This is a genomic window from Pseudomonas izuensis, assembly GCF_002356535.2.
Classification (GTDB): Bacteria; Pseudomonadota; Gammaproteobacteria; order Pseudomonadales; family Pseudomonadaceae; genus Aquipseudomonas; species Aquipseudomonas izuensis.
Window position 1 is genome coordinate 5797242 of record NZ_AP017423.2, and the last position, 26742, is coordinate 5823983.

A 26742-nucleotide genomic window follows, 5' to 3' on the forward strand; every position below is an offset into this window, starting at 1 on the left:
CCAGCGAAGGCGTCGCCACAGACAGGCTCAATGTCCGGCTATTTACCCAGGGAGATCTTCGGCGCCCAGGTCAGCCATTCCTCTTCAAACTTGTCGAACAACGGGAACGTCTGCTCCGGCCGTGCCGCACTGCCCATGCGATCGCCGTCCGGTGTGGCAAACGCTACGCCGCCCTGAATCATGGTTTCCAGCGACTCGGTGCGCATTGTCGCGCCTTTGAACAGACCGACATCAAAGTCAAAACCACTGGTGTTCCAGAAGCGGGTACCGCTACGCACCAGGGGCGCATATTTCGGTTCGATCAAAATGCGGATCAACACCCGGTCCGCGGTCTGGCCCAGCTCATATCCCGTCACCTTACCCACGGTGATTTCGCGGTAGGTTACCGGCACCCCGGCCTTCAGCGAGCCCCGGCGGGGAGCGCTCAAGACCAGGCTCAACCCGGCTTCTTGTTTTGCAGCTTCTGGCGGATTGACCAGGGCGACAAAGTTCTTCTGCGGACCCAGATTCTTCGGTGCGGGCTGCACTTCGATGTATTGCCCGGTCACCAACGTCTCCAGGTTCGACGTCTTGATCAGCCCCAACTCCGGCTTGACCACCCAGAACTCGCTGCCGACCCGCGCAATACGCTCAGGCACTTCAGTGATGCGTGCCGTCAGCAATACCGATTGCAAATCATCGCTGAGGTCCACGTTTTCAATCTTGCCGACATCCAGCCCCTTGAAGCGAATCGGTGTCCCGGCTCGCAATCCATCGGCGCGGTCAACCTTGATCGTGATCATCGCGCCCTTTTGCGTGGCATCTTCATGGCTGGCGAACAACCGGAAACGAGGAATGCGCTTTTGCAAGGGTGCCTTGGCCTCTGGTGTCTCGAAAGCAATGCCACCCGCCATCAGGCTTTGCAACGACTCACTCTTGACTTGAATCCCACCGGTCAGCCCACCTGTCAGCGTGATGCCGCTGGCGTTCCAGAACCGTGTCGAGGCGTTGACCAGGTTTTCGTATTCCTTCTCGATGTGAACACCGATTACCAATTGGTTTCTCTTGCGCGAAAACTGATAGCTCTGAACCGAACCCACCTTGACCTGCTTGTAGAGAACCGGGCTGCCAACCTCCAGTGAACCGAGGTTTTCGGTAAACAACACCAAGTGCAGTCCCGGCGAACGCAGATCCAGCGGCGGCGCCTTGGGCCGTGCCACGAATTCCCGTTGCGGCGCTGCGCCTTTGTCTCCGGGACGCACGGCGATGTAGTTACCTTTGACCAGCGCCTCAAGGCCCGTAATGCCGGCAAGGGAGATCGAAGGTTTGACCACCCAGAACTGGGTGCCCTCGACCAGGTAGTCTTCGGCCAGCGGGTCCAGCGTCAACTCCGCGCTGGCGGCGGACAGATCCGGGTCAATCTTGAGCGCCTTGAGCGTACCCACCTGGATACCTTTGTACATCACCGGGGTGCGACCGGCCTGCAAGCCTTCGAAATCACTGAGCTTGACCTTGACCTTGATCCCGGCGGCGGCCGCATCGAAGTCTTCGTAAAGACGGAACGGCAGGCTCGGGTCGGTGGGCGGGCTGTCCTTGCGGTTTTCCGGCGTGGCGAACGCAATCCCCCCGGCAACGATACTCGCCAGGGATTCACTGCGGACTTTCACGCCAGACAGATTGGCATCGATGCTGATGCCGCTGGCGTTCCAGAAACGCGTGTGCTTGCGCACCAGTTTGGCGTAGGTCGGCTCGATGAACACCTTGAGCTCAACGGTGCTTTGGTCCTCGGACAGCACGTAGCTCTTGATCTGGCCAACCTTGATTTGCTTGTAGAACACCGGGCTGCCACGGTTGAGCGAACCCAGTCGATCGGCCTTGATCGTCAGATGCAGGCCAGGCTGGGCGTCGGACAGTGGAGGTTCTTGAGCGAGCGCCTTGAACTTGCGGGTAGGCTCGCCTTCGCCCGGACTGATCGCCACGTAGTTGCCCGAGACCAGCGTCTCCAGCCCCGTGATACCGGCCAGGCTCACGCTCGGCTTGACCAACCAGAAACGCGTGCTGGTGCGCAGGTACTGCTCCACATCCTTGTTCATTTCGATGGTCGCAATCACACCTTTGGAGGCGCCTTCGTCATCCAGCTTGAGCGCCTTCACCTTGCCAACCGACATGCCTTTGTAGACCACTTCGGTCTTGTTGGCCTGAATGCCTTCGCCGCTTTCGAAGCGCACCTGAATTTCGATGCCGGTCTCGTTGTACGCACGCCAGCCAAGCCAGCCGCCGATGATCAACGCGATCAGGGGCAACACCCAAATGGCAGACCAGTTCGAAGCCGGTCGGGTTTTCGCTACAGGCAAATCAGTCATGGTCGTCGTCCGACTCCGTGTTATCCCAAATCAGTCGGGGATCGAAAGTTACTGCGGCAAGCATTGTCAAAATCACCACACTGGCAAACGCAATGGCACCAAGATCGGCTTCGACACTGGCGAGCCGTCCAAAATTCACGACCGCCACCAGGATGGCGATCACAAAGATGTCGAGCATCGACCAACGGCCGATGAACTCGATAAAGCGGTACATCCAGATGCGCTGCCGGGCCGAGAGTGGCTGGCGACGTTGCACGGAATACAACAACAGCGCGATGCCTACCAGTTTGAAGGTGGGCACCAGGATACTGGCGATGAACACCACGGCCGCGATGGGAAACATGCCGTGCTGAACCAGCTGAATCACTCCGGACATAATGGTGCTCGGATCACCTTTGCCCAGGGAACTCACCGTCATGATCGGCAGCACATTAGCGGGTATGTAGAGAATCGCCGCAGTAATCAGCAACGCCCAAGTCCGTATCAGACTGTTTGGGCGGCGGGCATGAACCAGTGCTCCGCAGCGAGTGCAGACCTGCTCATCGGTATCGGCTTCCTGCCTGTTCAACTCATGGCATTCCGTACAAATCAGAATGCCCGCATCAATCGCCCGCATGGACATCCTCTCCTGATAATGCCTGCCAGATCTGGTGAGGCGACATCACAACCTCCAGCAATACCTGAACCAATAACAATCCAATGAAGCAGGCCAGCCCGAGGCCTATGGTCATGGCTGCCATATCGGCCAGTTTGACGATCGCCACCAGCACGCCCATGAGGTAAACCTCAAGCATCCCCCAGTCTCGTAAATGGTGATAAATACGGTAGAGCAGCAAGCCGTAGCTGCGTCCAATATCAAAACGGATACTCAGCAGGACGACGAGTTGGCAGAGCAGTTTGAGCAGCGGGATGCCCATGCTGCACAGGAACACAATCACGGAAACGCTTTGCATGTCCGAATTGAAAAGACCGACAACACCGCTCCAGACAGTATCCTGCGATGACTGACCGAGTAAGTTGAGCTGCATGATGGGCAAAAAGTTCGCCGGCACATACAACAAGAGTGCCGCTATCACTAAGGCGAGACTGCGCTGCACGACGTTGTATCGATGGGCATAGAGCTCGTAACCGCAACGCGGACATAAAGCTTTCTCGCCATGGGCGAGTTCAGGCTTGCTCATCAGCAAGTCGCACTCATGACACGCCACCAAATCATCCAGTGGTAATTCTGACAGCCCTGAGGTGTCAACCGGATCTGGCATAAAGGCTCTGGCTCCGAAAAAGTTGGACCTATTCTAGTGTCCTGAATCGAAAATAACTGTGCAATTTTTTGCGTAGCCACATCGCACATCGTGCTTTTCTAGCGCGCAAAACAAAACCCCTACCTGCATACGCAGATAGGGGTTTCGGAATTTAATCTTGACGATGACCTACTCTCACATGGGGAAACCCCACACTACCATCGGCGATGCATCGTTTCACTGCTGAGTTCGGGATGGGATCAGGTGGTTCCAATGCTCTATGGTCGTCAAGAAATTCGGGTACCGAATCGTGGCCGGTTGGCCGCGCTTCAGCAAATTGGGTAGGTGATAGAAATCGGTGTTTTGTGAGCGTCGAACTTTCGGTTCGTTGCGTCTTCACACACCGCAATCTGATGCTCTTTCGAGTAGTCAAATTGCTTGGGTGTTATATGGTCAAGCCTCACGGGCAATTAGTATTGGTTAGCTCAACGCCTCACAGCGCTTACACACCCAACCTATCAACGTCGTAGTCTTCGACGGCCCTTCAGGGGACTCAAGGTCCCAGTGAGATCTCATCTTGAGGCTAGTTTCCCGCTTAGATGCTTTCAGCGGTTATCTATTCCGAACATAGCTACCCGGCAATGCCACTGGCGTGACAACCGGAACACCAGAGGTTCGTCCACTCCGGTCCTCTCGTACTAGGAGCAGCCCCTCTCAAATCTCAAACGTCCACGGCAGATAGGGACCGAACTGTCTCACGACGTTCTAAACCCAGCTCGCGTACCACTTTAAATGGCGAACAGCCATACCCTTGGGACCGGCTTCAGCCCCAGGATGTGATGAGCCGACATCGAGGTGCCAAACACCGCCGTCGATATGAACTCTTGGGCGGTATCAGCCTGTTATCCCCGGAGTACCTTTTATCCGTTGAGCGATGGCCCTTCCATACAGAACCACCGGATCACTAAGACCTACTTTCGTACCTGCTCGACGTGTCTGTCTCGCAGTCAAGCGCGCTTTTGCCTTTATACTCTACGACCGATTTCCGACCGGTCTGAGCGCACCTTCGTACTCCTCCGTTACTCTTTAGGAGGAGACCGCCCCAGTCAAACTACCCACCATACACTGTCCTCGATCCGGATAACGGACCTGAGTTAGAACCTCAAAGTTGCCAGGGTGGTATTTCAAGGATGGCTCCACGCGAACTGGCGTCCACGCTTCAAAGCCTCCCACCTATCCTACACAAGCAAATTCAAAGTCCAGTGCAAAGCTATAGTAAAGGTTCACGGGGTCTTTCCGTCTAGCCGCGGATACACTGCATCTTCACAGCGATTTCAATTTCACTGAGTCTCGGGTGGAGACAGCGCCGCCATCGTTACGCCATTCGTGCAGGTCGGAACTTACCCGACAAGGAATTTCGCTACCTTAGGACCGTTATAGTTACGGCCGCCGTTTACCGGGGCTTCGATCAAGAGCTTCGCGTTAGCTAACCCCATCAATTAACCTTCCGGCACCGGGCAGGCGTCACACCCTATACGTCCACTTTCGTGTTTGCAGAGTGCTGTGTTTTTAATAAACAGTCGCAGCGGCCTGGTATCTTCGACCGGCGTGGGCTTACGCAGCAAGTGCTTCACCCTCACCGGCGCACCTTCTCCCGAAGTTACGGTGCCATTTTGCCTAGTTCCTTCACCCGAGTTCTCTCAAGCGCCTTGGTATTCTCTACCCAACCACCTGTGTCGGTTTGGGGTACGGTTCCTGGTTATCTGAAGCTTAGAAGCTTTTCTTGGAAGCATGGCATCAACCACTTCGTCACCCAAAGGGTAACTCGTCATCAGCTCTCGGCCTTGGAATCCCGGATTTACCTAAGATTCCAGCCTACCACCTTAAACTTGGACAACCAACGCCAAGCTGGCCTAGCCTTCTCCGTCCCTCCATCGCAATAACCAGAAGTACAGGAATATTAACCTGTTTTCCATCGACTACGCTTTTCAGCCTCGCCTTAGGGACCGACTAACCCTGCGTCGATTAACGTTGCGCAGGAAACCTTGGTCTTTCGGCGTGGGTGTTTTTCACACCCATTGTCGTTACTCATGTCAGCATTCGCACTTCTGATACCTCCAGCAAGCTTCTCAACTCACCTTCACAGGCTTACAGAACGCTCCTCTACCGCATCACTTACGTGATACCCGTAGCTTCGGTGTATGGTTTGAGCCCCGTTACATCTTCCGCGCAGGCCGACTCGACTAGTGAGCTATTACGCTTTCTTTAAAGGGTGGCTGCTTCTAAGCCAACCTCCTAGCTGTCTAAGCCTTCCCACATCGTTTCCCACTTAACCATAACTTTGGGACCTTAGCTGACGGTCTGGGTTGTTTCCCTTTTCACGACGGACGTTAGCACCCGCCGTGTGTCTCCCATGCTCGGCACTTGTAGGTATTCGGAGTTTGCATCGGTTTGGTAAGTCGGGATGACCCCCTAGCCGAAACAGTGCTCTACCCCCTACAGTGATACATGAGGCGCTACCTAAATAGCTTTCGAGGAGAACCAGCTATCTCCGAGCTTGATTAGCCTTTCACTCCGATCCACAGGTCATCCGCTAACTTTTCAACGGTAGTCGGTTCGGTCCTCCAGTCAGTGTTACCTAACCTTCAACCTGCCCATGGATAGATCGCCCGGTTTCGGGTCTATTCCCAGCGACTAGACGCCCTATTAAGACTCGCTTTCGCTACGCCTCCCCTATTCGGTTAAGCTCGCCACTGAAAATAAGTCGCTGACCCATTATACAAAAGGTACGCAGTCACCCAACAAAGTGGGCTCCCACTGCTTGTACGCATACGGTTTCAGGATCTATTTCACTCCCCTCTCCGGGGTTCTTTTCGCCTTTCCCTCACGGTACTAGTTCACTATCGGTCAGTCAGTAGTATTTAGCCTTGGAGGATGGTCCCCCCATATTCAGACAAAGTTTCTCGTGCTCCGTCCTACTCGATTTCATGACCAAGAGATTTTCGCGTACAGGGCTATCACCCACTATGGCCGCACTTTCCAGAGCGTTCCGCTAATCTCAAAGCCACTTAAGGGCTGGTCCCCGTTCGCTCGCCACTACTAAGGGAATCTCGGTTGATTTCTTTTCCTCAGGGTACTTAGATGTTTCAGTTCCCCTAGTTCGCCTCTTAAGCCTATGTATTCAGCTTAAGATAACCATCTTATGATGGCTGGGTTCCCCCATTCAGACATCTCCGGATCAAAGTCTGTTTGCCGACTCCCCGAAGCTTTTCGCAGGCTACCACGTCTTTCATCGCCTCTGACTGCCAAGGCATCCACCGTATGCGCTTCTTCACTTGACCATATAACCCCAAGCAATCTGGTTATACTGTGAAGACGACATTCGCCGAAAATTCGAATTTCTCAATTAAGAGAACTCACAAATTTTACCTTAGCCTGATCCGTTACCAGTGAAAGTAACGTTCAGTCTATCTTTCTATCACATACCCAAATTTTTAAAGAACGAACTAGTCAAAGACTAGAAATCAACATTCAGCACCACCAACCGGCGATGGAATGCTCATTTCTAAGCTTTACTTCAGAAGCAGTAGTGGTGGAGCCAAACGGGATCGAACCGTTGACCTCCTGCGTGCAAGGCAGGCGCTCTCCCAGCTGAGCTATGGCCCCGTATTTCTACAGGCGTTTCCCACACAAAATTGGTGGGTCTGGGCAGATTCGAACTGCCGACCTCACCCTTATCAGGGGTGCGCTCTAACCAACTGAGCTACAGACCCAATTTCGGGCTGCTTCTTTCGTCTTCTTCAATGAATCAAGCAATTCGTGTGGGAGCTTATGGTACAGCTGAGTCGTCGATTAAGGAGGTGATCCAGCCGCAGGTTCCCCTACGGCTACCTTGTTACGACTTCACCCCAGTCATGAATCACACCGTGGTAACCGTCCCCCCGAAGGTTAGACTAGCTACTTCTGGTGCAACCCACTCCCATGGTGTGACGGGCGGTGTGTACAAGGCCCGGGAACGTATTCACCGCGACATTCTGATTCGCGATTACTAGCGATTCCGACTTCACGCAGTCGAGTTGCAGACTGCGATCCGGACTACGATCGGTTTTGTGGGATTAGCTCCACCTCGCGGCTTGGCAACCCTCTGTACCGACCATTGTAGCACGTGTGTAGCCCAGGCCGTAAGGGCCATGATGACTTGACGTCATCCCCACCTTCCTCCGGTTTGTCACCGGCAGTCTCCTTAGAGTGCCCACCATAACGTGCTGGTAACTAAGGACAAGGGTTGCGCTCGTTACGGGACTTAACCCAACATCTCACGACACGAGCTGACGACAGCCATGCAGCACCTGTCTCAATGTTCCCGAAGGCACCGATCCATCTCTGGAAAGTTCATTGGATGTCAAGGCCTGGTAAGGTTCTTCGCGTTGCTTCGAATTAAACCACATGCTCCACCGCTTGTGCGGGCCCCCGTCAATTCATTTGAGTTTTAACCTTGCGGCCGTACTCCCCAGGCGGTCAACTTAATGCGTTAGCTGCGCCACTAAGAGCTCAAGGCTCCCAACGGCTAGTTGACATCGTTTACGGCGTGGACTACCAGGGTATCTAATCCTGTTTGCTCCCCACGCTTTCGCACCTCAGTGTCAGTATCAGTCCAGGTGGTCGCCTTCGCCACTGGTGTTCCTTCCTATATCTACGCATTTCACCGCTACACAGGAAATTCCACCACCCTCTACCATACTCTAGCTTGTCAGTTTTGAATGCAGTTCCCAGGTTGAGCCCGGGGCTTTCACATCCAACTTAACAAACCACCTACGCGCGCTTTACGCCCAGTAATTCCGATTAACGCTTGCACCCTCTGTATTACCGCGGCTGCTGGCACAGAGTTAGCCGGTGCTTATTCTGTCGGTAACGTCAAAATTGCAGAGTATTAATCTACAACCCTTCCTCCCAACTTAAAGTGCTTTACAATCCGAAGACCTTCTTCACACACGCGGCATGGCTGGATCAGGCTTTCGCCCATTGTCCAATATTCCCCACTGCTGCCTCCCGTAGGAGTCTGGACCGTGTCTCAGTTCCAGTGTGACTGATCATCCTCTCAGACCAGTTACGGATCGTCGCCTTGGTGAGCCATTACCTCACCAACTAGCTAATCCGACCTAGGCTCATCTGATAGCGCAAGGCCCGAAGGTCCCCTGCTTTCTCCCGTAGGACGTATGCGGTATTAGCGTTCCTTTCGAAACGTTGTCCCCCACTACCAGGCAGATTCCTAGGCATTACTCACCCGTCCGCCGCTGAATCAGAGAGCAAGCTCTCTTCATCCGCTCGACTTGCATGTGTTAGGCCTGCCGCCAGCGTTCAATCTGAGCCATGATCAAACTCTTCAGTTCAAACATCTTTGGGTTTTGAGAAAACCCTAAACTTGGCTCAGCAATCGTTGGTTACATCTTTGATTTCTCGCGGAGTAACTTGTGATGCTGATAATCTGTTGACTAGCAGTCTGATACCACAAGCACCCACACGAATTGCTTGATTCAGTTGTTAAAGAGCGGTTGGTTAAGATCTTTCGTCTCAACCGAGGCGCGCATTCTACAGCAGCCTCATTTGCTGTCAAGTGATTTGTTTCAGAAGTTTTCAAGGAATCCTTAACAACTTCAACCACTTGCGCCGTCGATCTCTCGTCAGCGGGAGGCGAATTCTACAGCGTTACTCGCTGCTGTCAACACCTCTTTTTCAACTTCCTTTCGGCTTCGATGACCTGAAGCAACCCACTGTCGAAAACTGCGTAACTCATTGTTTACCAAGGAGTTTTCCGTTTCGACTGCGCCGGAAGTGGGGCGAATTATAGGCTTCCAGAATCTGCCGTCAACCATTAATTACGCCTTTTTGGCAGAAGAGGCCTTTTTAGCCACTAAACGCGGGATTCGTCGAGTTACCGGTGGCAGGCGCAACACTAATAGCAACGAACTTATGGCCGCGTAGATCGCCCACTCTTTAAGATCCGCGCGCACGATCCAGAGCATATGCAGCAATCCAAGTCCGAGCACCACGTATGCCAGGCGATGCAACTTCTTCCAGCGCGAGCCCAAGCGGCGCTGACTATAGCGATTGGACGTCCCCGCCAAAGCCAGCAGACACACAAACCCCAAGGCTCCGACAATGATGTAGGGACGCTTGCGCAACTCGACGCCCAGCTGCGACCAGTCAAATCCGAGAATGAACGCCAGATAGGCGCTCAAATGCAGGACCACATACGCGAAGCACCACAAACCCAGTTGCCGGCGAACAGCAATCCAGCCCGCCCAACCGGTGAGCCTCTGCAGCGGCGTCATGCTTAACGTAATGAGCAGCAGAACAAGCGTCCCCACCCCCAACCGGTCAACCAACACCTTGCCTGGGTCCGGCCCCAGCACGTCCTCCCAGGCCTGATACAACCAAAGCAGCGGCCAAATCGCCGCGGCGATGAAAACACCTACACGCCAGAACGGATATCGCATCAATAATTCTTCCGCAGATCGAGCCCTGTATATAGAGAAGCGACTTCATCCGCGTAGCCATTGAACATTTGCGTGTCACGCACATTCGGCTTGAACAGGCCACTCGGCAAGCGCCGTTCGCGCGCCTGAGTCCAGCGTGGATGATCGACCTCAGGATTCACATTCGCGTAGAAGCCGTACTCGTCCGAAGCGATACTCTGCCAGGTCGTTTTTGGCTGCTCACTTACCAGAGTGATCCGCACGATGGACTTGATGCTTTTGAAGCCGTATTTCCACGGCACGACCAAACGCAGCGGTGCACCGTTCTGATTCGGCAACTCGCGCCCGTACATCCCCACCGCCAGAATCGCCAAAGGGTTCATCGCTTCATCCAGCCGCAACCCTTCCACATACGGCCAATCGATCAAGGCAAAGCCCGAGCGCTGCCCCGGCATGCTCTTGGGGTCTTCAAGGGTTTCGAAACGAATGAATCTGGCTTTTGAGGTGGGCTCTACCTGATTGAGCAGCGCGGAAATGGGGAAACCTATCCACGGAATGACCATCGACCAGGCCTCTACGCAACGAAGGCGGTAGATGCGCTCCTCCAGTTGATATGGCTTCATGAAGTCTTCCAGTGCATAGCGCCCCGGCTTGGCCACCTCACCATCCACCACGACAGTCCATGGCTCAGTCTTTAATGTACCGGCATTGGCAGCCGGATCACCCTTGTCCGTGCCGAACTCATAGAAGTTGTTGTAGTGGGTTGCATCCTTGAATGGCGTTATCGCCTCATCCCTGACGTTAACCGCACCCCACTTGATGGATGCAAGCTTTTCGCTGAACCATGATGGCGCCTTGCCAGGCTCGACGTCTGCATACCGCGCCGCATCACCGGCACTCGCCCACCGCGGCAGACTGCTCAAGGCCAGGCCGGTAACGGCAGCACCCAAAACATTGCGTCGAGAAAGGTAGATGGATTCAGGCGTGACATCCGACTCATGGCAGTCGGACGCTTTGGGGATTTTGATCAGCATGACCACTCCGCAGCATTGGAGAACAGATGCACCAACAGACTGCGGAGTATGAGGGAAATTACATCACTCGACGCTTTTGCGCCGACGAAGATGTAACAAGTATTGCACGGGGCCGGATGCTGCGTAGGCGAGGAAAACCAGCAGCAAAATGCGCGGTGGATCACTGAACACCACAGCAAACACCAATACTACGGCGAGGATCGCAACGAACGGCACGCGCCCTTTCAGATCCAGCTCCTTGAAGCTGTTGTACTTGATGTTGCTGACCATCAGCATGCCAGCTGCCGCGACCATCAGGGCCACCAGGAAAGACATCTTGGAGCCCTGGATGCCGTAATCACTGAACGCCCAGACAATGCCCGCAACAACGCCCGCCGCCGCCGGACTGGCAAGGCCAATGAAATAGCGCTTGTCCGCCGTACCGACTTGAGTGTTGAAACGCGCGAGACGCAGCGCCGCACCCGCAACATAAATGAAGGCGACCATCCAGCCGACCTTGCCCATGTCACCCAAGGCCCAACCAAAGGCCAGCAATGCCGGCGCAACACCAAAGGCGACCATGTCCGACAGCGAGTCGTACTCGGCACCGAAGGCACTCTGGGTATTGGTCATGCGCGCAACCCGACCATCAAGGCCGTCGAGTACCATCGCAACGAAAATCGCGATGGCGGCAAACGCAAAGTACTTGCTCGCATTGATCGAGTCGCCGGCGCTCAAGGCAGCCTGGGCGCTCATCGAGTTGATGATGGAGTAGAACCCTGCGAACAGGTTCGCAGTGGTGAACAGATTCGGCAGAAGATAGATACCACGATGCCGGACTTTACGGCCTTCAGCGTCATGCCCCTCTTCGACATGCTCATCGATGGGCAGCAGGCTTTCGGCGTCAGAGGCCTGGTTTGGCTCTTCGGGACGTTCGCTCATGGACAATACCTTGCAACGGGGTGGAAAGTTTCGACAGACATCTGCGACAACGGTTCGCGTCGCAAAGGATGCAGCTTTATACCAGAACCGGCCGGCCAAACGAAAAAACGCGGCCTAGGCCGCGTTTTTCGTACAAGTGTCAGACTTAGTTTTTGGCTTTGTCGACGATCTTGTTGGCACCGATCCACGGCATCATGGAGCGCAGTTGCTCACCGATGATTTCGATACCGTGAGCGGCGTTGTTACGACGCTTGGCGGTCATCGAAGGATAGCCGGTAGCGCCTTCGCTGATGAACATCTTGGCGTATTCGCCGTCCTGAATACGTTTCAGGGCGTTGCGCATGGCCTGACGGGATTCGGCGTTGATCACTTCCGGACCAGTCACGTACTCGCCGTATTCGGCGTTGTTGGAGATCGAGTAGTTCATGTTGGCGATACCGCCTTCGTACATGAGGTCAACGATCAGCTTCAGTTCGTGCAGGCATTCGAAGTAGGCCATTTCCGGCGCGTAGCCAGCTTCAACCAGGGTTTCGAAACCAGCTTTGACCAGCTCAACAGTACCACCGCACAGAACGGCTTGTTCGCCGAACAGGTCGGTTTCGGTCTCGTCCTTGAAAGTGGTTTCGATGATGCCGGTACGACCGCCACCCACGCCGGCGGCGTAGGACAGCGCAACGTTTTTGGCGTTGCCGGAAGCGTCCTGGTAGATCGCGATCAGGTCAGGGATACCGCCACCCTTCACGAACTCGGAACGTACGGTGTGACCTGGAGCCTTCGGCGCGATCATGATCACGTCGAGGTCGGCACGCGGAACAACCTGGTTGTAGTGGATCGCGAAGCCGTGGGAGAAGGCCAGGGTGGCGCCTTTCTTGATGTTCGGCTCGATTTCGTTCTTGTACAGGGAGGACTGGAACTCGTCCGGGGTCAGGATCATGACCAGGTCGGCAGCCGCAACAGCGGAAGCAACGTCGGTCACTTTCAGGCCGTGGGCTTCAGCCTTGGCAACGGTAGCCGAACCCTTACGCAGGCCAACGGTAACGTCAACGCCGGAGTCTTTCAGGTTGCACGCTTGAGCGTGGCCCTGGGAACCGTAACCGATGATGGCAACTTTCTTGCCCTGGATGATCGACAGGTCGCAGTCTTTATCGTAGAAAACTTTCATGAATTTCCCCTATATATCCAGGCCGTTCAGGCCATTCGCTAATTTGGTTTAGATGCTGAGTACTTTGTCGCCGCGGGCAATCCCGGTGACGCCACTGCGGACGGTTTCCAGAATCGAAGCGGTGCCGATGGACTGGATGAAGCTGTCGAGCTTGTCGCTGGTACCGGTCAATTGAACGGTATACACGCTGGCGCTGACATCGACGATCTGTCCACGGTAAATATCGGTGGTGCGCTTGATCTCGGCGCGCTGGGCGCCGGTGGCCTTGACCTTGACCAGCATCAGTTCGCGCTCGATGTGAGCACTTTCCGACAAGTCGACCAATTTGACCACTTCGATCAGTTTGTTCAGGTTCTTGGTGATCTGCTCGATGATTTCATCGTGACCAACAGTGGTCAGCGTCAGACGCGACAGAGTCGGGTCTTCGGTTGGTGCCACAGTCAGGCTTTCAATGTTGTAGTTACGCTGCGAGAACAGGCCGACTACGCGAGACAAGGCGCCAGGTTCGTTTTCCAGAAGCAAGGAAATAATGTGCCGCATGATTAAGTACGCTCCGTCTTGCTCAGCCACATATCGCGCATGGAGCCGTCTTTGATCTGCATCGGGTAGACGTGCTCGCTGGTGTCGACCGCAATATCGATGACCACCAGGCGATCTTTCATGGCGAACGCTTCTTCCATCTTCGACTTCAAGTCTTTCGAGTCGGTGATGCGTACACCAACGTGACCGTAGGCCTCCGCCAGCTTGACGAAGTCAGGCAGCGACTCCATGTAGGAGTGCGAGTGACGACTGCCGTAACTCATGTCTTGCCACTGGCGAACCATGCCCAGCACACCATTGTTCAGGATGACGATTTTTACCGGCAAACCGTATTGCAGGCAGGTCGACAGTTCCTGAATGTTCATCTGGATACTGCCCTCGCCTGTCACGCAGACGACATCATCATCCGGAAAGTTCAACTTGATGCCCATGGCCGCCGGGAAGCCGAAACCCATGGTGCCCAGGCCACCGGAGTTGATCCAGCGGTTAGGCTTGTTGAACTTGTAGTACTGCGCCGCGAACATCTGGTGCTGGCCCACGTCGGAGGCAACAAAGGCATCACCCTTGGTCACTTCACACAGGGTTTCGACCACGGCCTGCGGCTTGATAACACTGCCGTCGCCTTTGTCGTAAGGGAACAGACCACGATCACCGCGCCACTCATCCACCTGTTTCCACCAGCTGGCCACGGCATCCTTGTTAGGAGCCTCGCCAATTTCCTTGAGGATCGCGACCATTTCGGTCAGGACGCTCTCCACCGGACCCACGATAGGCACGTCGGCCTTGATGGTCTTGGAAATCGAAGCAGGGTCGATGTCGATATGAATGATCTTGGCGTTCGGGCAGAACTTCGATGCGCCATTGATTACGCGGTCGTCGAAACGCGCACCGACGGCCAGGATCACGTCAGCATGATGCATCGCCAGGTTGGCGGTGTAGCTGCCGTGCATGCCGAGCATGCCGATGAACTGACGGTCGGTACCAGGATAACCACCCAACCCCATCAGGGTGTTGGTCACTGGCAGGTTGAGCATTTTCGCCAGCTCGGTCAGCGGTGCGGAACCGTTGCCCAGAATCACGCCGCCGCCGGAGTACAGCACAGGGCGCTTGGCCGCCAGCAACATTTCCGCCGCTTTGCGGATTTGCCCGGAGTGACCACGAACGGCCGGGCTGTAGGAGCGCAGCTTGGCTTTTTTCGGGAAAACGTATTCGAACTTCTCGGCCGGGTTGGTCATGTCTTTCGGAATATCGACAACGACCGGACCAGGACGACCGGATTGCGCCAGGTAGAAGGCTTTCTTCATGACCTCCGGGATTTCCGACGCGTGTTTGATCATGAAGCTGTGTTTCACGATCGGCCGGGAAATACCGATCATGTCGGTTTCCTGGAATGCGTCGGTACCTACCATGGTGCTCGGCACCTGGCCGGAAATGACCACCATCGGAATGGAGTCCATATAGGCCGTGGCGATACCGGTGATGGCATTGGTTGCACCCGGGCCGGAAGTCACCAGTACCACACCAGCCTTGCCGGTGGCACGGGCGTAACCGTCAGCCATATGGGTAGCCGCCTGCTCGTGACGAACCAGGATGTGGGTCACTTCCGGTTCTTTGAACAGGGCATCGTAGACATGAAGAAGAGCACCACCCGGGTACCCGTAGATATATTTGACGCCTTCGTCACGCAAAAAGCGGACGAGCATCTCACCGCCAGATAAAAGCTCCACGTTGCTCACCTCTAAAACGCCAGAATACCGCCCACGAAAAATGGGACGGGTCTTAATAGGTTTACTTCTCAGCAGAGCATGAGCGACGGTGGTCGCCGACTACGTCAGCACTGACTGAGCAAGTATTGGGATCGTCCCAAGTGTTGCGGGCCTTTCCCACCCAGCGCGAGGTAACGCGTTGCGGGTGTAACAGGTCGGCGCGGATGTGCGCCTCATGATCTGCTGAGTGGGTCTGCTTCTGGCAGTCCCTCTACAGCGGACTTTGGATTCTTCTGTTTCGTCCCCTGCAAGTCAAGTCGTCTATGTGCTTTATTGAACTAAGCACATGAGAAAGCAAGAAAAAACCGTGAAACCTCAAGTGTGTTAGCTTCAATTGCGCAACCCGAGACAAGGAAATCACATGCGAGCGTTTTTCCTGACCGCCGGCCTGCTGATTGGCCTGAGCCCATTAAGCATGGCCGCCCAGATTTATAAGTGGGTCGATGCCCAGGGCGTCACTCATTACGATGCGCAACCGCCTTTGGGCCAGCACGCCACTGTTGTCGTAACGCCCTCCCCGCCTACCGCCAATCCGACCATCCCCAAGAACAGCGGTACGATTGGCGATCAACAGGCCATCGATAGGAACGTCAAAAAGCAAGTCGCCGATCAGCAAGCAGAATTGAAAGCGTTTTGTGAGCAGGCACGAACGAACCTGGCGCAGTTGCAAAACAATCCGCGGCTCAGGGAGGAAGTGGAAGGAGAGCTGCGTCGCCTGGACGACACTCAACGGCAAGAGCGCATAGGCGAAACGCAGAAACAGATAGCGGAGAACTGCCAGTAACCATTTGTAGGAGCTGTCGAGCGAAACGAGGCAGCTCCTACAAAGGATCGGGGGTCAGCGGGCTGCGGTGATCAGTTGATCGAACTCTTTGAGCAATACCTGCAGCTGTCGATCCTTGCCCTGAACATTACGGGAAGCAAAGACCATTTCGGCCATCTCCTGAATCCCCGAGGCGTTCGGCAAGGGTAGATTTTGCTCGAGGATCGTTTTCATGCGCGGCAGAAAGATCCATTGCAGCCACTGCTCGAAGTCCAGCGTATCGACCGAAAACGGCTCAACGCTGGAAAGCGCCTCAGCGGATGGCGGGACATCATCCCACCACCCTTGCACCCGCAATTCACGTTCGATCAGCAGCAACTGCTCGGCAATCTTTGGAAAACGTACATCCATCACGACGAAACCTTTGCCTTCTGACGAGCCAGTGCCGCGCCAGCGGAATCACCTTGCTTCTCACGCGCCTGGGCAATCAGCTCCCACAGATTGGCCTGTAGTGCCGGACGACCACTGGCGAAGGTCAGACCACGACGGGCGAACTGCTCAGCCTGCGCAGCATCACCTTGAGCCATGCGCACCTGCGCCAAACGATAAAGCACCTGCGGCTCACGCGGGGCGACACGCTGGGCGCGCTCGAGACTTGAAGAAGCACCATTGAGGTCACCGCCGGCCTGTTGCTGTTGAGCAGTCGTCAACAGGGCCAGTACCGGACCGTCCAATTGCTCATCGGCGGACAGGCCACCAGAGCTGGCAGAAGGAATTCCGCTCGGCGTCGACGGCATGCTGTAGGTGCCCTGATTGATGGGGGCAGATTGCACCGGCGAAGTATCAATCGGGCCCGGCGTAATCGGACCAGGGGTAATCGGTGTAGTGCTGATCGGTGTCGACGTCGTTGCGCCACCACCTGGCACCATCACGACCACGCCGGTATCACCTTGCGGAATTTCCTGAACCCGGGCTTGCGCAGGACGCTTGACTGTCGATTGACGGAAACCGCCATTCGTCGAGATTCGCTCACTGTTGGAGACGTTGGTACCGGAGTCCTCAACCGGAATCGAGCCACGCTGCACGGAGGAGCAACCGCTGAGCAAAGCCACGACGGTAACCGCTGGAATCAACCACTTGTTCACTTGAAACCCTCTTCGCTTAATTCATCCAGCCCTTGACCCAATCCATCACCGTTTCGCCAGGCGTGGGGCTTTCGCCACCACATGCAGCGCCGGGAGGCGGTTCGCTGCCGCGAATATACGGCATCTGCACGGCGCCTGGGCAATTGGCATCGGAGCCTTGCCCGGTCCGGGAATCGACCCAGGCCTGAACGATATTATCCGGCTGAGGCATGTCCAGCGGCAACGGGTCGGCCTTGCGCATGAAACTGGTCCAGACCTGCAACGCACCGGTGGCACCAGTGAATGGCGTCTTGCCGTTGTCATCCCGGCCCAACCAGACCACCGCCAGCAGATCCTGGCTGAAACCGGCGAACCAGCTGTCCCGCGAATCGTTACTGGTACCGGTCTTGCCCGCCAGCGTCAGGGTCTTCGGCAACACGTTGTAAACCGAGCTGCCCGTACCTTCACGCATGACCCGCTGCATGGCGCTCTGGATCAGGTAGATGGACGCCGGGTCGAAACGCTGCTGAATCTGGAACGGATAGCGCTTGAGCGGTTCGCCTTCGGCTGTCAGTACGCTGCGAATCCCGCGCATCGGTGTATTGAAACCACCGTTGGCGAGGGTCTGGTACATGGTCGCCACTTCAATCGGGGTCATGCCGCCCGCCCCCAGCAACATCGACGGGAAGGCCGGAAATTCGCGGCTCACACCCAGGCGGCCCAGGGTCTTGAGGACATTCGGCACACCGACCGCCAGACCGAGACGTGCGGTCGACAGGTTATAGGAGTGCGCCAGGCCTTGATAAAGGAAAACCGTGCCGTGGGAGCGCCGATCATAGTTCTGCGGTTTCCAGACCTGACCGTCCGCACCTTTGACCGAGAAGGATTCGTCTGACAGCCAACTGGTCAACGTGTACTGACTCGGCTTCTCGAGCGCTGTCAGATAAACCGCCGGCTTGATCAGCGAGCCGATCGGTCGCACCGCGTCCAGTGCACGGTTGAAGCCGGCGAAACTGGCCTGGCGGCTGCCAATCATGGCCTGGACTTCACCGGTTTCCGGGTTGGTCACGACCATCGCCGCTTCAACATCATCGGAACCCTTGCGCCCGGCCAGACGCTTGAAGGTGTCGTTGACCGAGGCTTCAGCCTTCATCTGCAGGATCGGGTCGAAGCTGGTGAAGATGCGCAGGCCTTCCTCGGTCAAGTCTTCATCGCGATAGTCTTCGCGCAGTTGACGCTTGACCAGGTCGAGGAAGCCAGGGAAGGAGCTGTCCGCCAATTTGCCTCGCGTTGTCACGCCCAACGGCATTTTCTTCGCGGCGGCGACCTGCTCGGCGGTGGCGACGCCTTGTTGCTCAAGCACATCGAGCACCAGATTGCGTCGTTCGAGTGCCCGCTCGGGATTGCGACGTGGGTTGTAGTAAGACGGGCCCTTGACCATGCCCACCAGCATCGCGACTTGATGCAGCTTCAGTTCGGACAATGGCTGCCCGAAGAAGAACTGACTGGCCAGACCGAAACCATGCACCGCCCGCTGACCATCCTGGCCGACGAACACTTCATTGAGGTAAGCCTCAAGAATGTCTCGTTTGTCGTAATGGAGCTCAAGCAACATCGCCATCATGGCTTCGGTGAGCTTGCGACTCAGGCTGCGTTCGCTGGTCAGGTAGAAGTTCTTGACCAGTTGTTGCGTCAGCGTACTGCCACCCTGGGTCATCTTGCCGCCAGAGGTGTTGACGTAGATGGCTCGTACAATCGATTTGGGCGACACGCCCCAGTGACTATAGAAATCCCGGTCTTCCACGGCGACCAGCGTTTCCAGCAGATACGGCGGGACCTGATCGATTTTAATCAGAATGCGGTCTTCGAGGTTCTTCGGGTAAATCCCACCGATTAAAAGCGGCTCCAGGCGGACCACGGAGAGCTTCGAACCGTTCGTCGCCGAGAGTTCGGCGACATAGTCACCAGAGAAACGCACACGCACCGGTTGAGCATTCTCCATGCCCTCATAGAACTGGAAGCCACGGGTATTCAAGTCGACGGTATTGCCATTGACCGCCGCCGCACCCGGGCCATTGCTGACGCTTTCGCGTCGGTAACCCAAAGCATCAAGCTCGGTCAGAAAATCGTCCCGGCTCAGCTTTTGTCCGACGAACAGCTCAAGCGGACGCGCGTATACCTTGGCCGGAATCGTCCAGCGCTTGCCGGAAAACTTTTCCTGCACGATGGCATCCAGGTAAACCGCGAATCCGGCCAGCACCACAAGGCCGACCAGACTGAGTTTAAGGGCCCAGCCCAGCCAGGGCCGCAGGCCTCGGGAAGGTGGTTTTTTAGGGGTACGGGGGGATCGAGTACGAGTCATGGCGGCGGATTATACGCACTTTATTCATCCTCAACAGGAGGCCTCCGAGTTTGCGTTAGGCTGGCCAGCCGCCATAATGACGACCTGAATTTTTCCAGACTCTGAAGGATCACCCCTGTGAGCCAGTCCCTGATCGCCGCTCTGCAAAACCCGGCCCTTTATCCGCATCCTGTAGACGGGTTCCAGGTCATAGAGACCCATATTTCCTGGGTACTACTCACTGGCCCCTATGCTTATAAAGTGAAGAAGCCGGTCAACTTCGGTTTTCTCGATTTCACCAGCCTTGAGGCTCGCAAGCATTTCTGCGGCGAAGAGCTGCGCTTGAACCAACGCCTGACAGACGACTTGTATCTTGAAGTGCTGCCAGTCACTGGCAGCGCCGAAGCACCGCAACTGGGCGGCGAAGGTCCGGCTATCGAATATGTGCTGAAAATGCGCCAGTTCCCGCAAAACGGCTTGCTCAGCACCCTGCAGGCCAATGGTGAACTGACCCCCTCGCACATCGACGCGATGGCGGCACAAATCGCCCGGTTCCACCTCAGCGCACCGAAAGTCCCGGCCGAACACGACGCCGGCACCCCGGACAGTGTCATGGCGCCGGTGCGGCAGAACTTCGAACAGATTCGTCCGTTCCTCAGCGACAAGGCTGACCTGTTGCAACTCGACGCCCTGCAAGCCTGGGCCGAGAGCAGCTTCGAACGCCTCAAACCGGTGTTCACCCAGCGCAAGGCCGAGGGCTTCATCCGCGAATGCCATGGTGACATTCATTTGGGTAACGCCACGGTGATCGATGGCAACGTCGTGATTTTCGACTGCATCGAATTCAACGAACCGTTCCGTTTCACCGATGTGTATGCCGACGCCGGTTTCCTGGCAATGGACCTGGAAGACCGCGGCCTGAAGTGCCTGGCCCGCCGCTTCATCAGCCAGTACCTGGAACTGACCGGCGATTACCAGGGCCTGGAGCTGCTCAACTTCTATAAAGCCTACCGCGCACTGGTTCGCGCCAAGGTCAGCCTGTTCAGCATGCCGGCCGACGCCACCCCGGTACAGCGCGCAACCACCCTGCGCCAGTACCGTACCTACGCCAACCTGGCAGAAAGCTACAGCACTATTCCTTCGCGCTTCATGGCCATAACCCACGGTGTTTCCGCTGTCGGCAAAAGCCACGTGGCGATGCGCCTGGTAGAAGCCTTGGGCGCGATTCGCCTGCGCTCCGATGTTGAACGCAAACGCCTGTTCGGCGAGCAAAAGGTCGCAAATGACCTGCAGGCCGGCATTTATAGTGCCGACGCCAGCACCGCGACCTATAACCGCCTGCATGAAATTGCTGCCGTTATCCTTCACGCGGGCTTCCCGGTGGTGATCGATGCCACTTACCTCAAGCACGATCAGCGCGACAGCGCGGCGAAAATTGCCGAAGCCTCGGGTACGCCCTTCCTGATCCTCGACTGCCATGCGCCGCAAGCCGTGATCGAGAGCTGGCTGGCCCTGCGCCAGGCAGACAAGACAGATCCATCCGATGCGACCCTGGCAGTCATCGAAGCGCAGCAATCCAGTCGTGAAGCCCTGACACCGGCAGAAATCCTGCGCAGCAAACGCGTCCAGACCAACGAAAGCGGGACGCTCGATACAGTCGTGGCGCAAATTCGCCAACGCCTGCCCGGTCTGTAAAAAACTATTTCAGCCGTGGGGCTTTCACCGGCTTCACGGCTGCCAAATAGTGGCACTATACTGGCGTCATAAAACCAACAGGTGATGCGACATGAGCCAGCCGAAACTTCTCGATACCCCGCTGTATGCCTTGCTGCACAAAGATGACATCACGGGTTTCAACAATGAGCGCCCGAAAGATGGCCCTATCGACATGGTCGGCGGAGACTTCCGGGGCCTGGACTTGCGCGAGTTGAACGCCGACGGCATCGACTTTACCGATGCCTACTTCCGTTCCGCCGATCTGCGTGGCATCGACTTTCGCAACGCTTCGCTTGAAGGCGCGAGCCTGGCCCATGCGCAAATTTCCGGCGCATATTTTCCGGCGGAGCTGAGTGCTGACGAGATTTTGATGTCGATGAATTTCGGCACACGACTACGTTATCGCACCCGCTGACCATCCGCGTAAATTGACAAGTCCGGTGCCCCCGCTTCGCACGGGACTCGGGGCAGGTTTGACTCTCTTCCCCTTCCATTCGCCAATGTTCACGCCCTCGCAAGCGCCCGCCCTTTAGAAGCATTTGCGTCAAAAACGATCAAACAATCACGCTTTTTCAACTGATGGCTACACTCCTGAGAAGCTTGCCCACGCACCATTCGGCCATCGCAAGGAGGCTTGATGAATGATGAACTGCAGCACCTTAAGAATCTTGGCAAGACGTCGGCGCAGTGGCTGCATGCAGTGGGCATCCACAGCGCTTCGGACTTGCGTCGCCTGGGGGCGGTGGACGCTTATCGGGCCGTGCGCACGCGCGGTTTCCGGGCGTCCAAGGTGTTGTTGTATGCAATCGAAGGCGCCCTGATGGACGTGCACTGGAACGACATTCCCGCCGAACGCAAAGAAGCCCTGAATAAACAGCTGGAAGCCATTTCGTCACGCCACAAGATTTGAACGAGCGCCGCTTGCCATCCTGATCGGGGAAGAACTGCAATGGCGCTCACTAAAAACGACAGATCAATATTCAATAGTTACAAGGACTTAACCAGTACGTACGACACAAAGAACGGCAATGGGAAATCAGCTGTTGACTTGGTAATGAGAATCGATATGATTATCACAACTGGTCGCGAGACTGGTCGATATTCTGAATAGCCCTTGGTTCGGACTCTCAGATTATCTCCTCATCAGGCTAATCACGGTTATTTGACCCGGCTCTTGCCGGGTCTTTTTTTGCCCGTGAAATGTAGAAACCCAAGTATCCTGTGCCCCCTGGCACCTGCACCCGCCGGGCAAGACTTCGCGACCTGAGGAAAGGCATGAAACTTCTGTGTACAGGCATTGAGCTGGCCGACGCCAGCAGCCGCGGGTTCGAGCTCGACGGGCAAAAGCTATTTGCCGTGCGTCGGGACAGCAAGGTCTACGTCTACATCAATCGCTGCCCGCACCGCGGCGTTGGCCTGGAATGGACGCCTGACCAGTTTCTGGACCCCAGCAACAGCCTGATCCAGTGCGCTACCCACGGCGCCCTGTTTTTGATCGAGGATGGCGAATGTGTCGCCGGCCCCTGCGCGGGACAATCGCTGACGCGTGTCGACTGCCGCGAGGATGCACAGGGAATCTGGGTCAGCCTTTAACCGCCGAGCAACACTTCCAGACGCCGATCCACCACCATCTCCTCATGGGTCAGGCGCACGCCATAGGCCAGCACTTCGACCCCGCATGCCACGGCTTCACGCAAGGCATCTGCGTAGGCCGAATCGATTTCTTCGGCCGGGCGCACGGCTTCGATCCCCGTCAGGTTCACGCAGTACAACTGCACCGCACGAATCCCGTCCCGGGCCAGATGGGCCAACTCGCGCAGATGCTTGGCCCCGCGCTGGGTCACCGCATCGGGAAACGCCGCCACCGCGATGCCGTCGAAACCCAGAGTGACACTTTTGACTTCCACGTAGGCCGGTCCGCCGGGGTACTCGAGACGAAAATCGATCCGACTCTTCTCCTGACCGTAGGCCACTTCGCGCTTGAGTCCGGTAAAGCCGTTCAGTTCGGTGATAACCCCGGCTTGCAGCGCTTCCTCGATCAATGCATTGGCCCGACCGGTGTTCACGCAAAATTGGCGGCCGTGCGGGGTCTCGCCGATTTCCCAGGTGCCAGGCAATTTGCGCCTGGGGTCATTGGAGCGGCTGAACCAGACCTGCCCGCCTTCGACCTGACAATTGAGCATCGAGCCAGTGTTCGGACAGTGGATGGTCAGCAATTCGCCGCCCACGGTTTCGATATCGGCAAGAAAACGCTTGTAACGGCGGATCAGGCGACCTTCTTCGAGGGGAGGATGAAAACGCATCAGCCTTGCCAGCTTCGCAGGCCGCGAGCGATACGTTCCACCGATTCCTGCAAACGCTCCAGATTTTGCGTGTAGGCAAAACGCACGTGATGCCCGGCCTGGTAACGCCCGAAGTCGAGTCCCGGCGTAAATGCCACATGCTCGGTTTCGAGGAAATGCCGACAGAACGAGAAGGCATCGCCGCCGAACTTGCTGATATCAGCGTACAAGTAGAACGCGCCTTCCGGCTCAACGGCAATTCCGAAGCCCAGTTCCCGCAGGGCCGGCAAAAGGTAATCCCGACGTCGACCGAATTCGGCGCGGCGCTCTTCCAGGATGCTGATGGTCGCTGGCTCGAAACAGGCCAAGGCCGCGTGCTGGGCCATGCTTGGGGCGCTGATGTAGAGGTTCTGGGCAAGCTTCTCCAACTCACCGACAGCCGCATCGGGCGCCACCAGCCAGCCCAGTCGCCAACCGGTCATTCCGAAATATTTCGAAAAACTGTTAAGCACAAAGGCACTGTCGTCGACTTCCAGCACGCTGGCGGCTTCGGTGCCGTAGGTCAGGCCGTGGTAGATCTCGTCCACCACCAGATGTCCGTGGCGCTGCTTGATGGCAGTGGACAGCCCCGCCAGCTCGTCGCGCGTAAGGATTGTCCCTGTAGGGTTGGCCGGGGATGCCACCAGCGCGCCCACGCTGTCGTGATCCCAATGCCGCTCGATCAGATCCGGCGTCAGTTGATAGCGCACGTCCGGACCTACCGGAACAAGCTGCGCGGCGCCTTCCACCAGACGCAGGAAATGCCGGTTGCATGGGTATCCCGGGTCCGCCAGCAGCCAATGCTTGCCCGGATCCACCAGCAAGGCACTGGCCAGCAACAGTGCACCGGAACCGCCAGGCGTGATGAGAATGCGCCGCGGATCGATGTTCAAGCCATAACGCTGCTGATAAAAGCCCGATATGGCCTCACGCAACTCTGGAATGCCGCGCGCGGCGGTGTAGCGGGTCTTCCCTGACTCCAGCGCGGCCTGGCCGGCACGTATGATCGGCTCGGCGGTGGTAAAGTCCGGCTCGCCGATCTCCAGGTGAATCACATCGTGACCGGCGGCCTGTAATTCATTGGCCCGCGCCAGCAATGCCATGACATGAAAGGGTTCGATCGCGCGACTGCGAGCACTGTAGGACTGAGCCATTGGCCTTCCTTCAACGAAGAAAAGAATCGATTCTACCCAAGCGCAGGAACGAGCGAGAAACTAAAGCGGTCAGAGCCGTATGACCCAGACCCAAAACGACTCGAGCGAGTGCCCAAGGTTTGACTAAAATCAATAATTGATCAGGGCTCCATAGCCACCGGACAGCGCTTTGCCATCCTTTGCAAGCACCGTTGGCCGCGGCCTCGACATCCGGGAGTAGCGCGCTCTGATTTGATCTGGTAAGTTCGCCCGCTTGCAGCCGCAGGGCCGGCGGGTGCCGGTGATGGAGCAATCCTGCGCAGATGGATTACAAGAGTAGAGGCGGTCTATTTCATGTCCACCCAAGCAAAGCAACAGGCAGTCCAGCCGATCAGCGGCTTCGAACCCTACAAAGAAGCTCCGGGCGAGGAGTACATGGGCAAGCCCATGCGCGCTCACTTCACCAAGGTCCTGAATCAGTGGAAAAAAGAGCTGATGGAAGGGGTCGACAAGACCGTGGACCATATGAAGGACGAAGCGGCCAACTTCCCTGATCCGGCAGACCGTGCCAGCCAGGAAGAAGAATTCGCCCTCGAACTGCGAGCCCGCGATCGCGAGCGCAAGCTGATCAAGAAGATCGACAAGACGCTGCAATTGATCGAAGACGAAGAGTACGGCTGGTGCGAATCCTGCGGCGTCGAAATCGGCGTCAAGCGTCTGGAAGCCCGCCCAACCGCCGACATGTGCGTCGACTGCAAGACCCTGGCGGAAATCAAGGAAAAGCAAGTCGGCAAATAATGTCGACCTGAACGAAAAACGGAGCGTGCGAACGCTCCGTTTTTGTTTCTACTTTTCATGATATTTGTAGGAGCCGGCTTGCCGGCGATGGCGATTCCAATGACGCCTTCGCCAGCAAGCCGGCTCCTACAGATTGCTTAGCCACCATTTAAGTCTTGCTATGACCACCCTCTCCACACCTGCCTACATCGGACGCTTCGCCCCCACGCCCAGCGGCCACCTGCATTTCGGCTCACTGGTCGCCGCGCTGGCTTCATACCTCGACGCGCGCTCTGTGGGTGGTCGCTGGTTGATGCGCATGGAAGATCTCGATCCGCCCCGTGAAGAACCCGGCGCGCAAGTGGCGATCCTCAAGGCACTGGAGAGCTATGGTTTCGAGTGGGATGGCGAGATGGTCCGCCAGAGCGACCGGCACGATGCCTACGCCGAAGTGCTCAATCGCCTGTTCAATCATGGGCTGGCCTACGCTTGCACCTGTTCGCGCAAGCAACTGGAACCGTACCGCGGGATCTATCCGGGACTGTGCCGCAACGCCGGGCATGGCACCGAAGATGCCGCAATCCGGATCCGCGTGCCTGAGCTGGACTACCACTTCATTGACCGCGTCCAGGGTGAGTTCCATCAACACCTGGGCCGGGATGTCGGTGATTTCGTGATTCGCCGCCGTGACGGGCTTTACGCTTACCAACTGGCAGTGGTGCTGGATGACGCCTGGCAGGGCATCACCGATATCGTACGCGGCGCCGACCTGCTCGACTCAACGCCACGCCAGCTCTACCTGCAAGAGCTGCTCGGCCTGCGGCAACCGCGTTATCTGCACATCCCGCTGATCACTCAGCCCGATGGCCATAAACTCGGCAAGTCCTATCGCTCACCGCCATTGACCGAAGATCAGGCAACGCCTTTGTTGCTGCGAGCCTTGCGCGCGCTGGGACAAACTCCAGGTGCCGAGCTGGCTTACGCCTCGCCGAAGGAAGTGCTGAAATGGGGTGCCGACCACTGGGACGCGAACCTGATCCCGCGCACACTGAGCCTGCCCGAGGCGCAGCTACAGTGATCGTGCT

General features: G+C 56.6%; 21 protein-coding genes, 2 tRNA genes and 3 rRNA genes. 7 read left to right on the forward strand and 19 right to left on the reverse strand.

What is annotated here, in order from left to right; translation table 11 throughout:
• Positions 1-38: 38 nt before the first annotated feature.
• From LAB08_RS25880 to LAB08_RS25945, 14 genes are all read right to left on the reverse strand, one after another.
• Positions 39-2342: a PqiB family protein gene (locus LAB08_RS25880; protein ID WP_096515196.1), complete on the reverse strand. Its 2304-nt coding sequence runs from the start codon at positions 2340-2342 to the stop codon at positions 39-41.
• The gene (locus LAB08_RS25885; protein ID WP_096515193.1) at positions 2335-2958 is read right to left on the reverse strand and encodes a paraquat-inducible protein A; all 624 of its coding nucleotides are present in this window, start codon (positions 2956-2958) and stop codon (positions 2335-2337) included. The genes LAB08_RS25880 and LAB08_RS25885 overlap by 8 nt, the downstream gene beginning before the upstream one ends.
• Complete coding sequence (locus LAB08_RS25890; RefSeq protein ID WP_096515191.1) at positions 2945-3604, reverse strand: paraquat-inducible protein A; 660 nt, start codon at positions 3602-3604, stop codon at positions 2945-2947. The genes LAB08_RS25885 and LAB08_RS25890 overlap by 14 nt, the downstream gene beginning before the upstream one ends.
• Before the next feature lie 155 nt (positions 3605-3759).
• Positions 3760-3875 (reverse strand): 5S ribosomal RNA (gene rrf / locus LAB08_RS25895).
• Between the two features lie 157 nt (positions 3876-4032).
• Positions 4033-6924, reverse strand: a 23S ribosomal RNA gene (locus tag LAB08_RS25900).
• Positions 6925-7173: 249 nt separating this feature from the next.
• Positions 7174-7249 (reverse strand) — tRNA-Ala (locus LAB08_RS25905).
• 30 nt (positions 7250-7279) lie between these two features.
• Positions 7280-7356 (reverse strand) — tRNA-Ile (locus LAB08_RS25910).
• Positions 7357-7436: 80 nt separating this feature from the next.
• A 16S ribosomal RNA gene (locus LAB08_RS25915) occupies positions 7437-8973 on the reverse strand.
• The 16S, 23S and 5S rRNA genes sit together here with 2 tRNA genes alongside, the layout of an rRNA operon.
• Before the next feature lie 486 nt (positions 8974-9459).
• Complete coding sequence (gene msrQ, locus LAB08_RS25920; protein WP_096515189.1) at positions 9460-10080, reverse strand: protein-methionine-sulfoxide reductase heme-binding subunit MsrQ; 621 nt, start codon at positions 10078-10080, stop codon at positions 9460-9462.
• The gene (gene msrP / locus LAB08_RS25925) at positions 10080-11093 is read right to left on the reverse strand and encodes a protein-methionine-sulfoxide reductase catalytic subunit MsrP (RefSeq protein WP_096515188.1); all 1014 of its coding nucleotides are present in this window, start codon (positions 11091-11093) and stop codon (positions 10080-10082) included. The genes msrQ and msrP overlap by 1 nt, the downstream gene beginning before the upstream one ends.
• 63 nt (positions 11094-11156) lie before the next feature.
• Positions 11157-12014, reverse strand: a complete 858-nt coding sequence (gene pssA, locus LAB08_RS25930) for a CDP-diacylglycerol--serine O-phosphatidyltransferase (RefSeq protein WP_096515186.1) — start codon at positions 12012-12014, stop codon at positions 11157-11159.
• 145 nt (positions 12015-12159) lie between these two features.
• A complete protein-coding gene (gene ilvC / locus LAB08_RS25935) occupies positions 12160-13176 on the reverse strand; it encodes a ketol-acid reductoisomerase (protein ID WP_003228216.1) in 1017 nt (338 codons plus the stop codon).
• A gap of 48 nt (positions 13177-13224) precedes the next feature.
• The gene (gene ilvN / locus LAB08_RS25940) at positions 13225-13716 is read right to left on the reverse strand and encodes an acetolactate synthase small subunit (protein WP_003205610.1); all 492 of its coding nucleotides are present in this window, start codon (positions 13714-13716) and stop codon (positions 13225-13227) included.
• A gap of 2 nt (positions 13717-13718) precedes the next feature.
• The gene (locus tag LAB08_RS25945; protein ID WP_096515648.1) at positions 13719-15443 is read right to left on the reverse strand and encodes an acetolactate synthase 3 large subunit; all 1725 of its coding nucleotides are present in this window, start codon (positions 15441-15443) and stop codon (positions 13719-13721) included.
• A 400-nt stretch (positions 15444-15843) separates the two neighbouring features.
• On the opposite strand from LAB08_RS25945, the gene LAB08_RS25950 reads away from it, so the two are divergent.
• Positions 15844-16266, forward strand: coding sequence for a DUF4124 domain-containing protein (locus LAB08_RS25950; protein ID WP_096515184.1), 423 nt, complete (start codon positions 15844-15846; stop codon positions 16264-16266).
• 54 nt (positions 16267-16320) lie between these two features.
• Here the strand turns inward: LAB08_RS25950 and LAB08_RS25955 are convergent, their stop codons facing one another.
• The 3 genes from LAB08_RS25955 to mrcB are packed head-to-tail and all read right to left on the reverse strand — an operon-like array spanning position 16321 to position 19731.
• Positions 16321-16656 (reverse strand): YqcC family protein, encoded by a 336-nt coding sequence (locus LAB08_RS25955; RefSeq protein ID WP_096515183.1) that lies wholly within the window; start codon positions 16654-16656, stop codon positions 16321-16323.
• Positions 16656-17390: a hypothetical protein gene (locus LAB08_RS25960; RefSeq protein WP_096515182.1), complete on the reverse strand. Its 735-nt coding sequence runs from the start codon at positions 17388-17390 to the stop codon at positions 16656-16658. Before LAB08_RS25960 ends, LAB08_RS25955 begins: the two co-directional genes overlap by 1 nt.
• Before the next feature lie 16 nt (positions 17391-17406).
• Positions 17407-19731, reverse strand: a complete 2325-nt coding sequence (gene mrcB, locus LAB08_RS25965; RefSeq protein ID WP_096515180.1) for a penicillin-binding protein 1B — start codon at positions 19729-19731, stop codon at positions 17407-17409.
• A gap of 117 nt (positions 19732-19848) precedes the next feature.
• On the opposite strand from mrcB, the gene LAB08_RS25970 reads away from it, so the two are divergent.
• The 4 genes from LAB08_RS25970 to LAB08_RS25985 all read left to right on the forward strand — a co-directional run bounded on the left by LAB08_RS25970 (position 19849) and on the right by LAB08_RS25985 (position 23019).
• Positions 19849-21405, forward strand: coding sequence for a bifunctional aminoglycoside phosphotransferase/ATP-binding protein (locus LAB08_RS25970; protein ID WP_096515178.1), 1557 nt, complete (start codon positions 19849-19851; stop codon positions 21403-21405).
• 91 nt (positions 21406-21496) lie between these two features.
• The gene (locus LAB08_RS25975) at positions 21497-21841 is read left to right on the forward strand and encodes a pentapeptide repeat-containing protein (protein ID WP_096515177.1); all 345 of its coding nucleotides are present in this window, start codon (positions 21497-21499) and stop codon (positions 21839-21841) included.
• Positions 21842-22063: 222 nt separating this feature from the next.
• Positions 22064-22336, forward strand: coding sequence for a TfoX/Sxy family protein (locus LAB08_RS25980; protein WP_096515175.1), 273 nt, complete (start codon positions 22064-22066; stop codon positions 22334-22336).
• Positions 22337-22701: 365 nt separating this feature from the next.
• Entirely contained in the window at positions 22702-23019 is a 318-nt protein-coding gene (locus tag LAB08_RS25985; protein ID WP_096515173.1) for a Rieske (2Fe-2S) protein, read from the forward strand.
• Here the strand turns inward: LAB08_RS25985 and sfsA are convergent.
• Positions 23016-23729 (reverse strand): DNA/RNA nuclease SfsA, encoded by a 714-nt coding sequence (gene sfsA / locus LAB08_RS25990; RefSeq protein WP_096515171.1) that lies wholly within the window; start codon positions 23727-23729, stop codon positions 23016-23018. The genes LAB08_RS25985 and sfsA overlap by 4 nt on opposite strands.
• Positions 23729-24901, reverse strand: a complete 1173-nt coding sequence (locus LAB08_RS25995; protein WP_096515170.1) for a pyridoxal phosphate-dependent aminotransferase — start codon at positions 24899-24901, stop codon at positions 23729-23731. The genes sfsA and LAB08_RS25995 overlap by 1 nt, the downstream gene beginning before the upstream one ends.
• 333 nt (positions 24902-25234) lie before the next feature.
• Between LAB08_RS25995 and dksA the strand changes: the two genes are divergently transcribed.
• Both dksA and gluQRS read left to right on the forward strand, forming a co-directional pair.
• The gene (gene dksA, locus LAB08_RS26000; RefSeq protein ID WP_093230212.1) at positions 25235-25678 is read left to right on the forward strand and encodes an RNA polymerase-binding protein DksA; all 444 of its coding nucleotides are present in this window, start codon (positions 25235-25237) and stop codon (positions 25676-25678) included.
• Positions 25679-25838: 160 nt separating this feature from the next.
• Entirely contained in the window at positions 25839-26735 is an 897-nt protein-coding gene (gene gluQRS / locus LAB08_RS26005; protein ID WP_096515168.1) for a tRNA glutamyl-Q(34) synthetase GluQRS, read from the forward strand.
• The last annotated feature ends 7 nt before the right edge of the window (positions 26736-26742 follow it).

What these genes read in the sequence shown, in the direction of transcription:
- LAB08_RS25995 (WP_096515170.1), bottom strand. Translation starts at nt 24,901, where the DNA reads ATGGCTCAGTCCTACAGTGCTCGCAGTCGCGCGATCGAACCCTTTCAT.
- mrcB (WP_096515180.1), bottom strand. Translation starts at nt 19,731, where the DNA reads ATGACTCGTACTCGATCCCCCCGTACCCCTAAAAAACCACCTTCCCGA.
- dksA (WP_093230212.1), top strand. Translation starts at nt 25,235, where the DNA reads ATGTCCACCCAAGCAAAGCAACAGGCAGTCCAGCCGATCAGCGGCTTC.
- LAB08_RS25955 (WP_096515183.1), bottom strand. Translation starts at nt 16,656, where the DNA reads ATGGATGTACGTTTTCCAAAGATTGCCGAGCAGTTGCTGCTGATCGAA.
- ilvN (WP_003205610.1), bottom strand. Translation starts at nt 13,716, where the DNA reads ATGCGGCACATTATTTCCTTGCTTCTGGAAAACGAACCTGGCGCCTTG.
- LAB08_RS25885 (WP_096515193.1), bottom strand. Translation starts at nt 2,958, where the DNA reads ATGCGGGCGATTGATGCGGGCATTCTGATTTGTACGGAATGCCATGAG.
- sfsA (WP_096515171.1), bottom strand. Translation starts at nt 23,729, where the DNA reads ATGCGTTTTCATCCTCCCCTCGAAGAAGGTCGCCTGATCCGCCGTTAC.
- LAB08_RS25980 (WP_096515175.1), top strand. Translation starts at nt 22,064, where the DNA reads ATGAATGATGAACTGCAGCACCTTAAGAATCTTGGCAAGACGTCGGCG.
- pssA (WP_096515186.1), bottom strand. Translation starts at nt 12,014, where the DNA reads ATGAGCGAACGTCCCGAAGAGCCAAACCAGGCCTCTGACGCCGAAAGC.
- msrP (WP_096515188.1), bottom strand. Translation starts at nt 11,093, where the DNA reads ATGCTGATCAAAATCCCCAAAGCGTCCGACTGCCATGAGTCGGATGTC.
- ilvC (WP_003228216.1), bottom strand. Translation starts at nt 13,176, where the DNA reads ATGAAAGTTTTCTACGATAAAGACTGCGACCTGTCGATCATCCAGGGC.
- LAB08_RS25880 (WP_096515196.1), bottom strand. Translation starts at nt 2,342, where the DNA reads ATGACTGATTTGCCTGTAGCGAAAACCCGACCGGCTTCGAACTGGTCT.
- LAB08_RS25975 (WP_096515177.1), top strand. Translation starts at nt 21,497, where the DNA reads ATGAGCCAGCCGAAACTTCTCGATACCCCGCTGTATGCCTTGCTGCAC.
- LAB08_RS25950 (WP_096515184.1), top strand. Translation starts at nt 15,844, where the DNA reads ATGCGAGCGTTTTTCCTGACCGCCGGCCTGCTGATTGGCCTGAGCCCA.
- gluQRS (WP_096515168.1), top strand. Translation starts at nt 25,839, where the DNA reads ATGACCACCCTCTCCACACCTGCCTACATCGGACGCTTCGCCCCCACG.
- LAB08_RS25985 (WP_096515173.1), top strand. Translation starts at nt 22,702, where the DNA reads ATGAAACTTCTGTGTACAGGCATTGAGCTGGCCGACGCCAGCAGCCGC.
- LAB08_RS25890 (WP_096515191.1), bottom strand. Translation starts at nt 3,604, where the DNA reads ATGCCAGATCCGGTTGACACCTCAGGGCTGTCAGAATTACCACTGGAT.
- msrQ (WP_096515189.1), bottom strand. Translation starts at nt 10,080, where the DNA reads ATGCGATATCCGTTCTGGCGTGTAGGTGTTTTCATCGCCGCGGCGATT.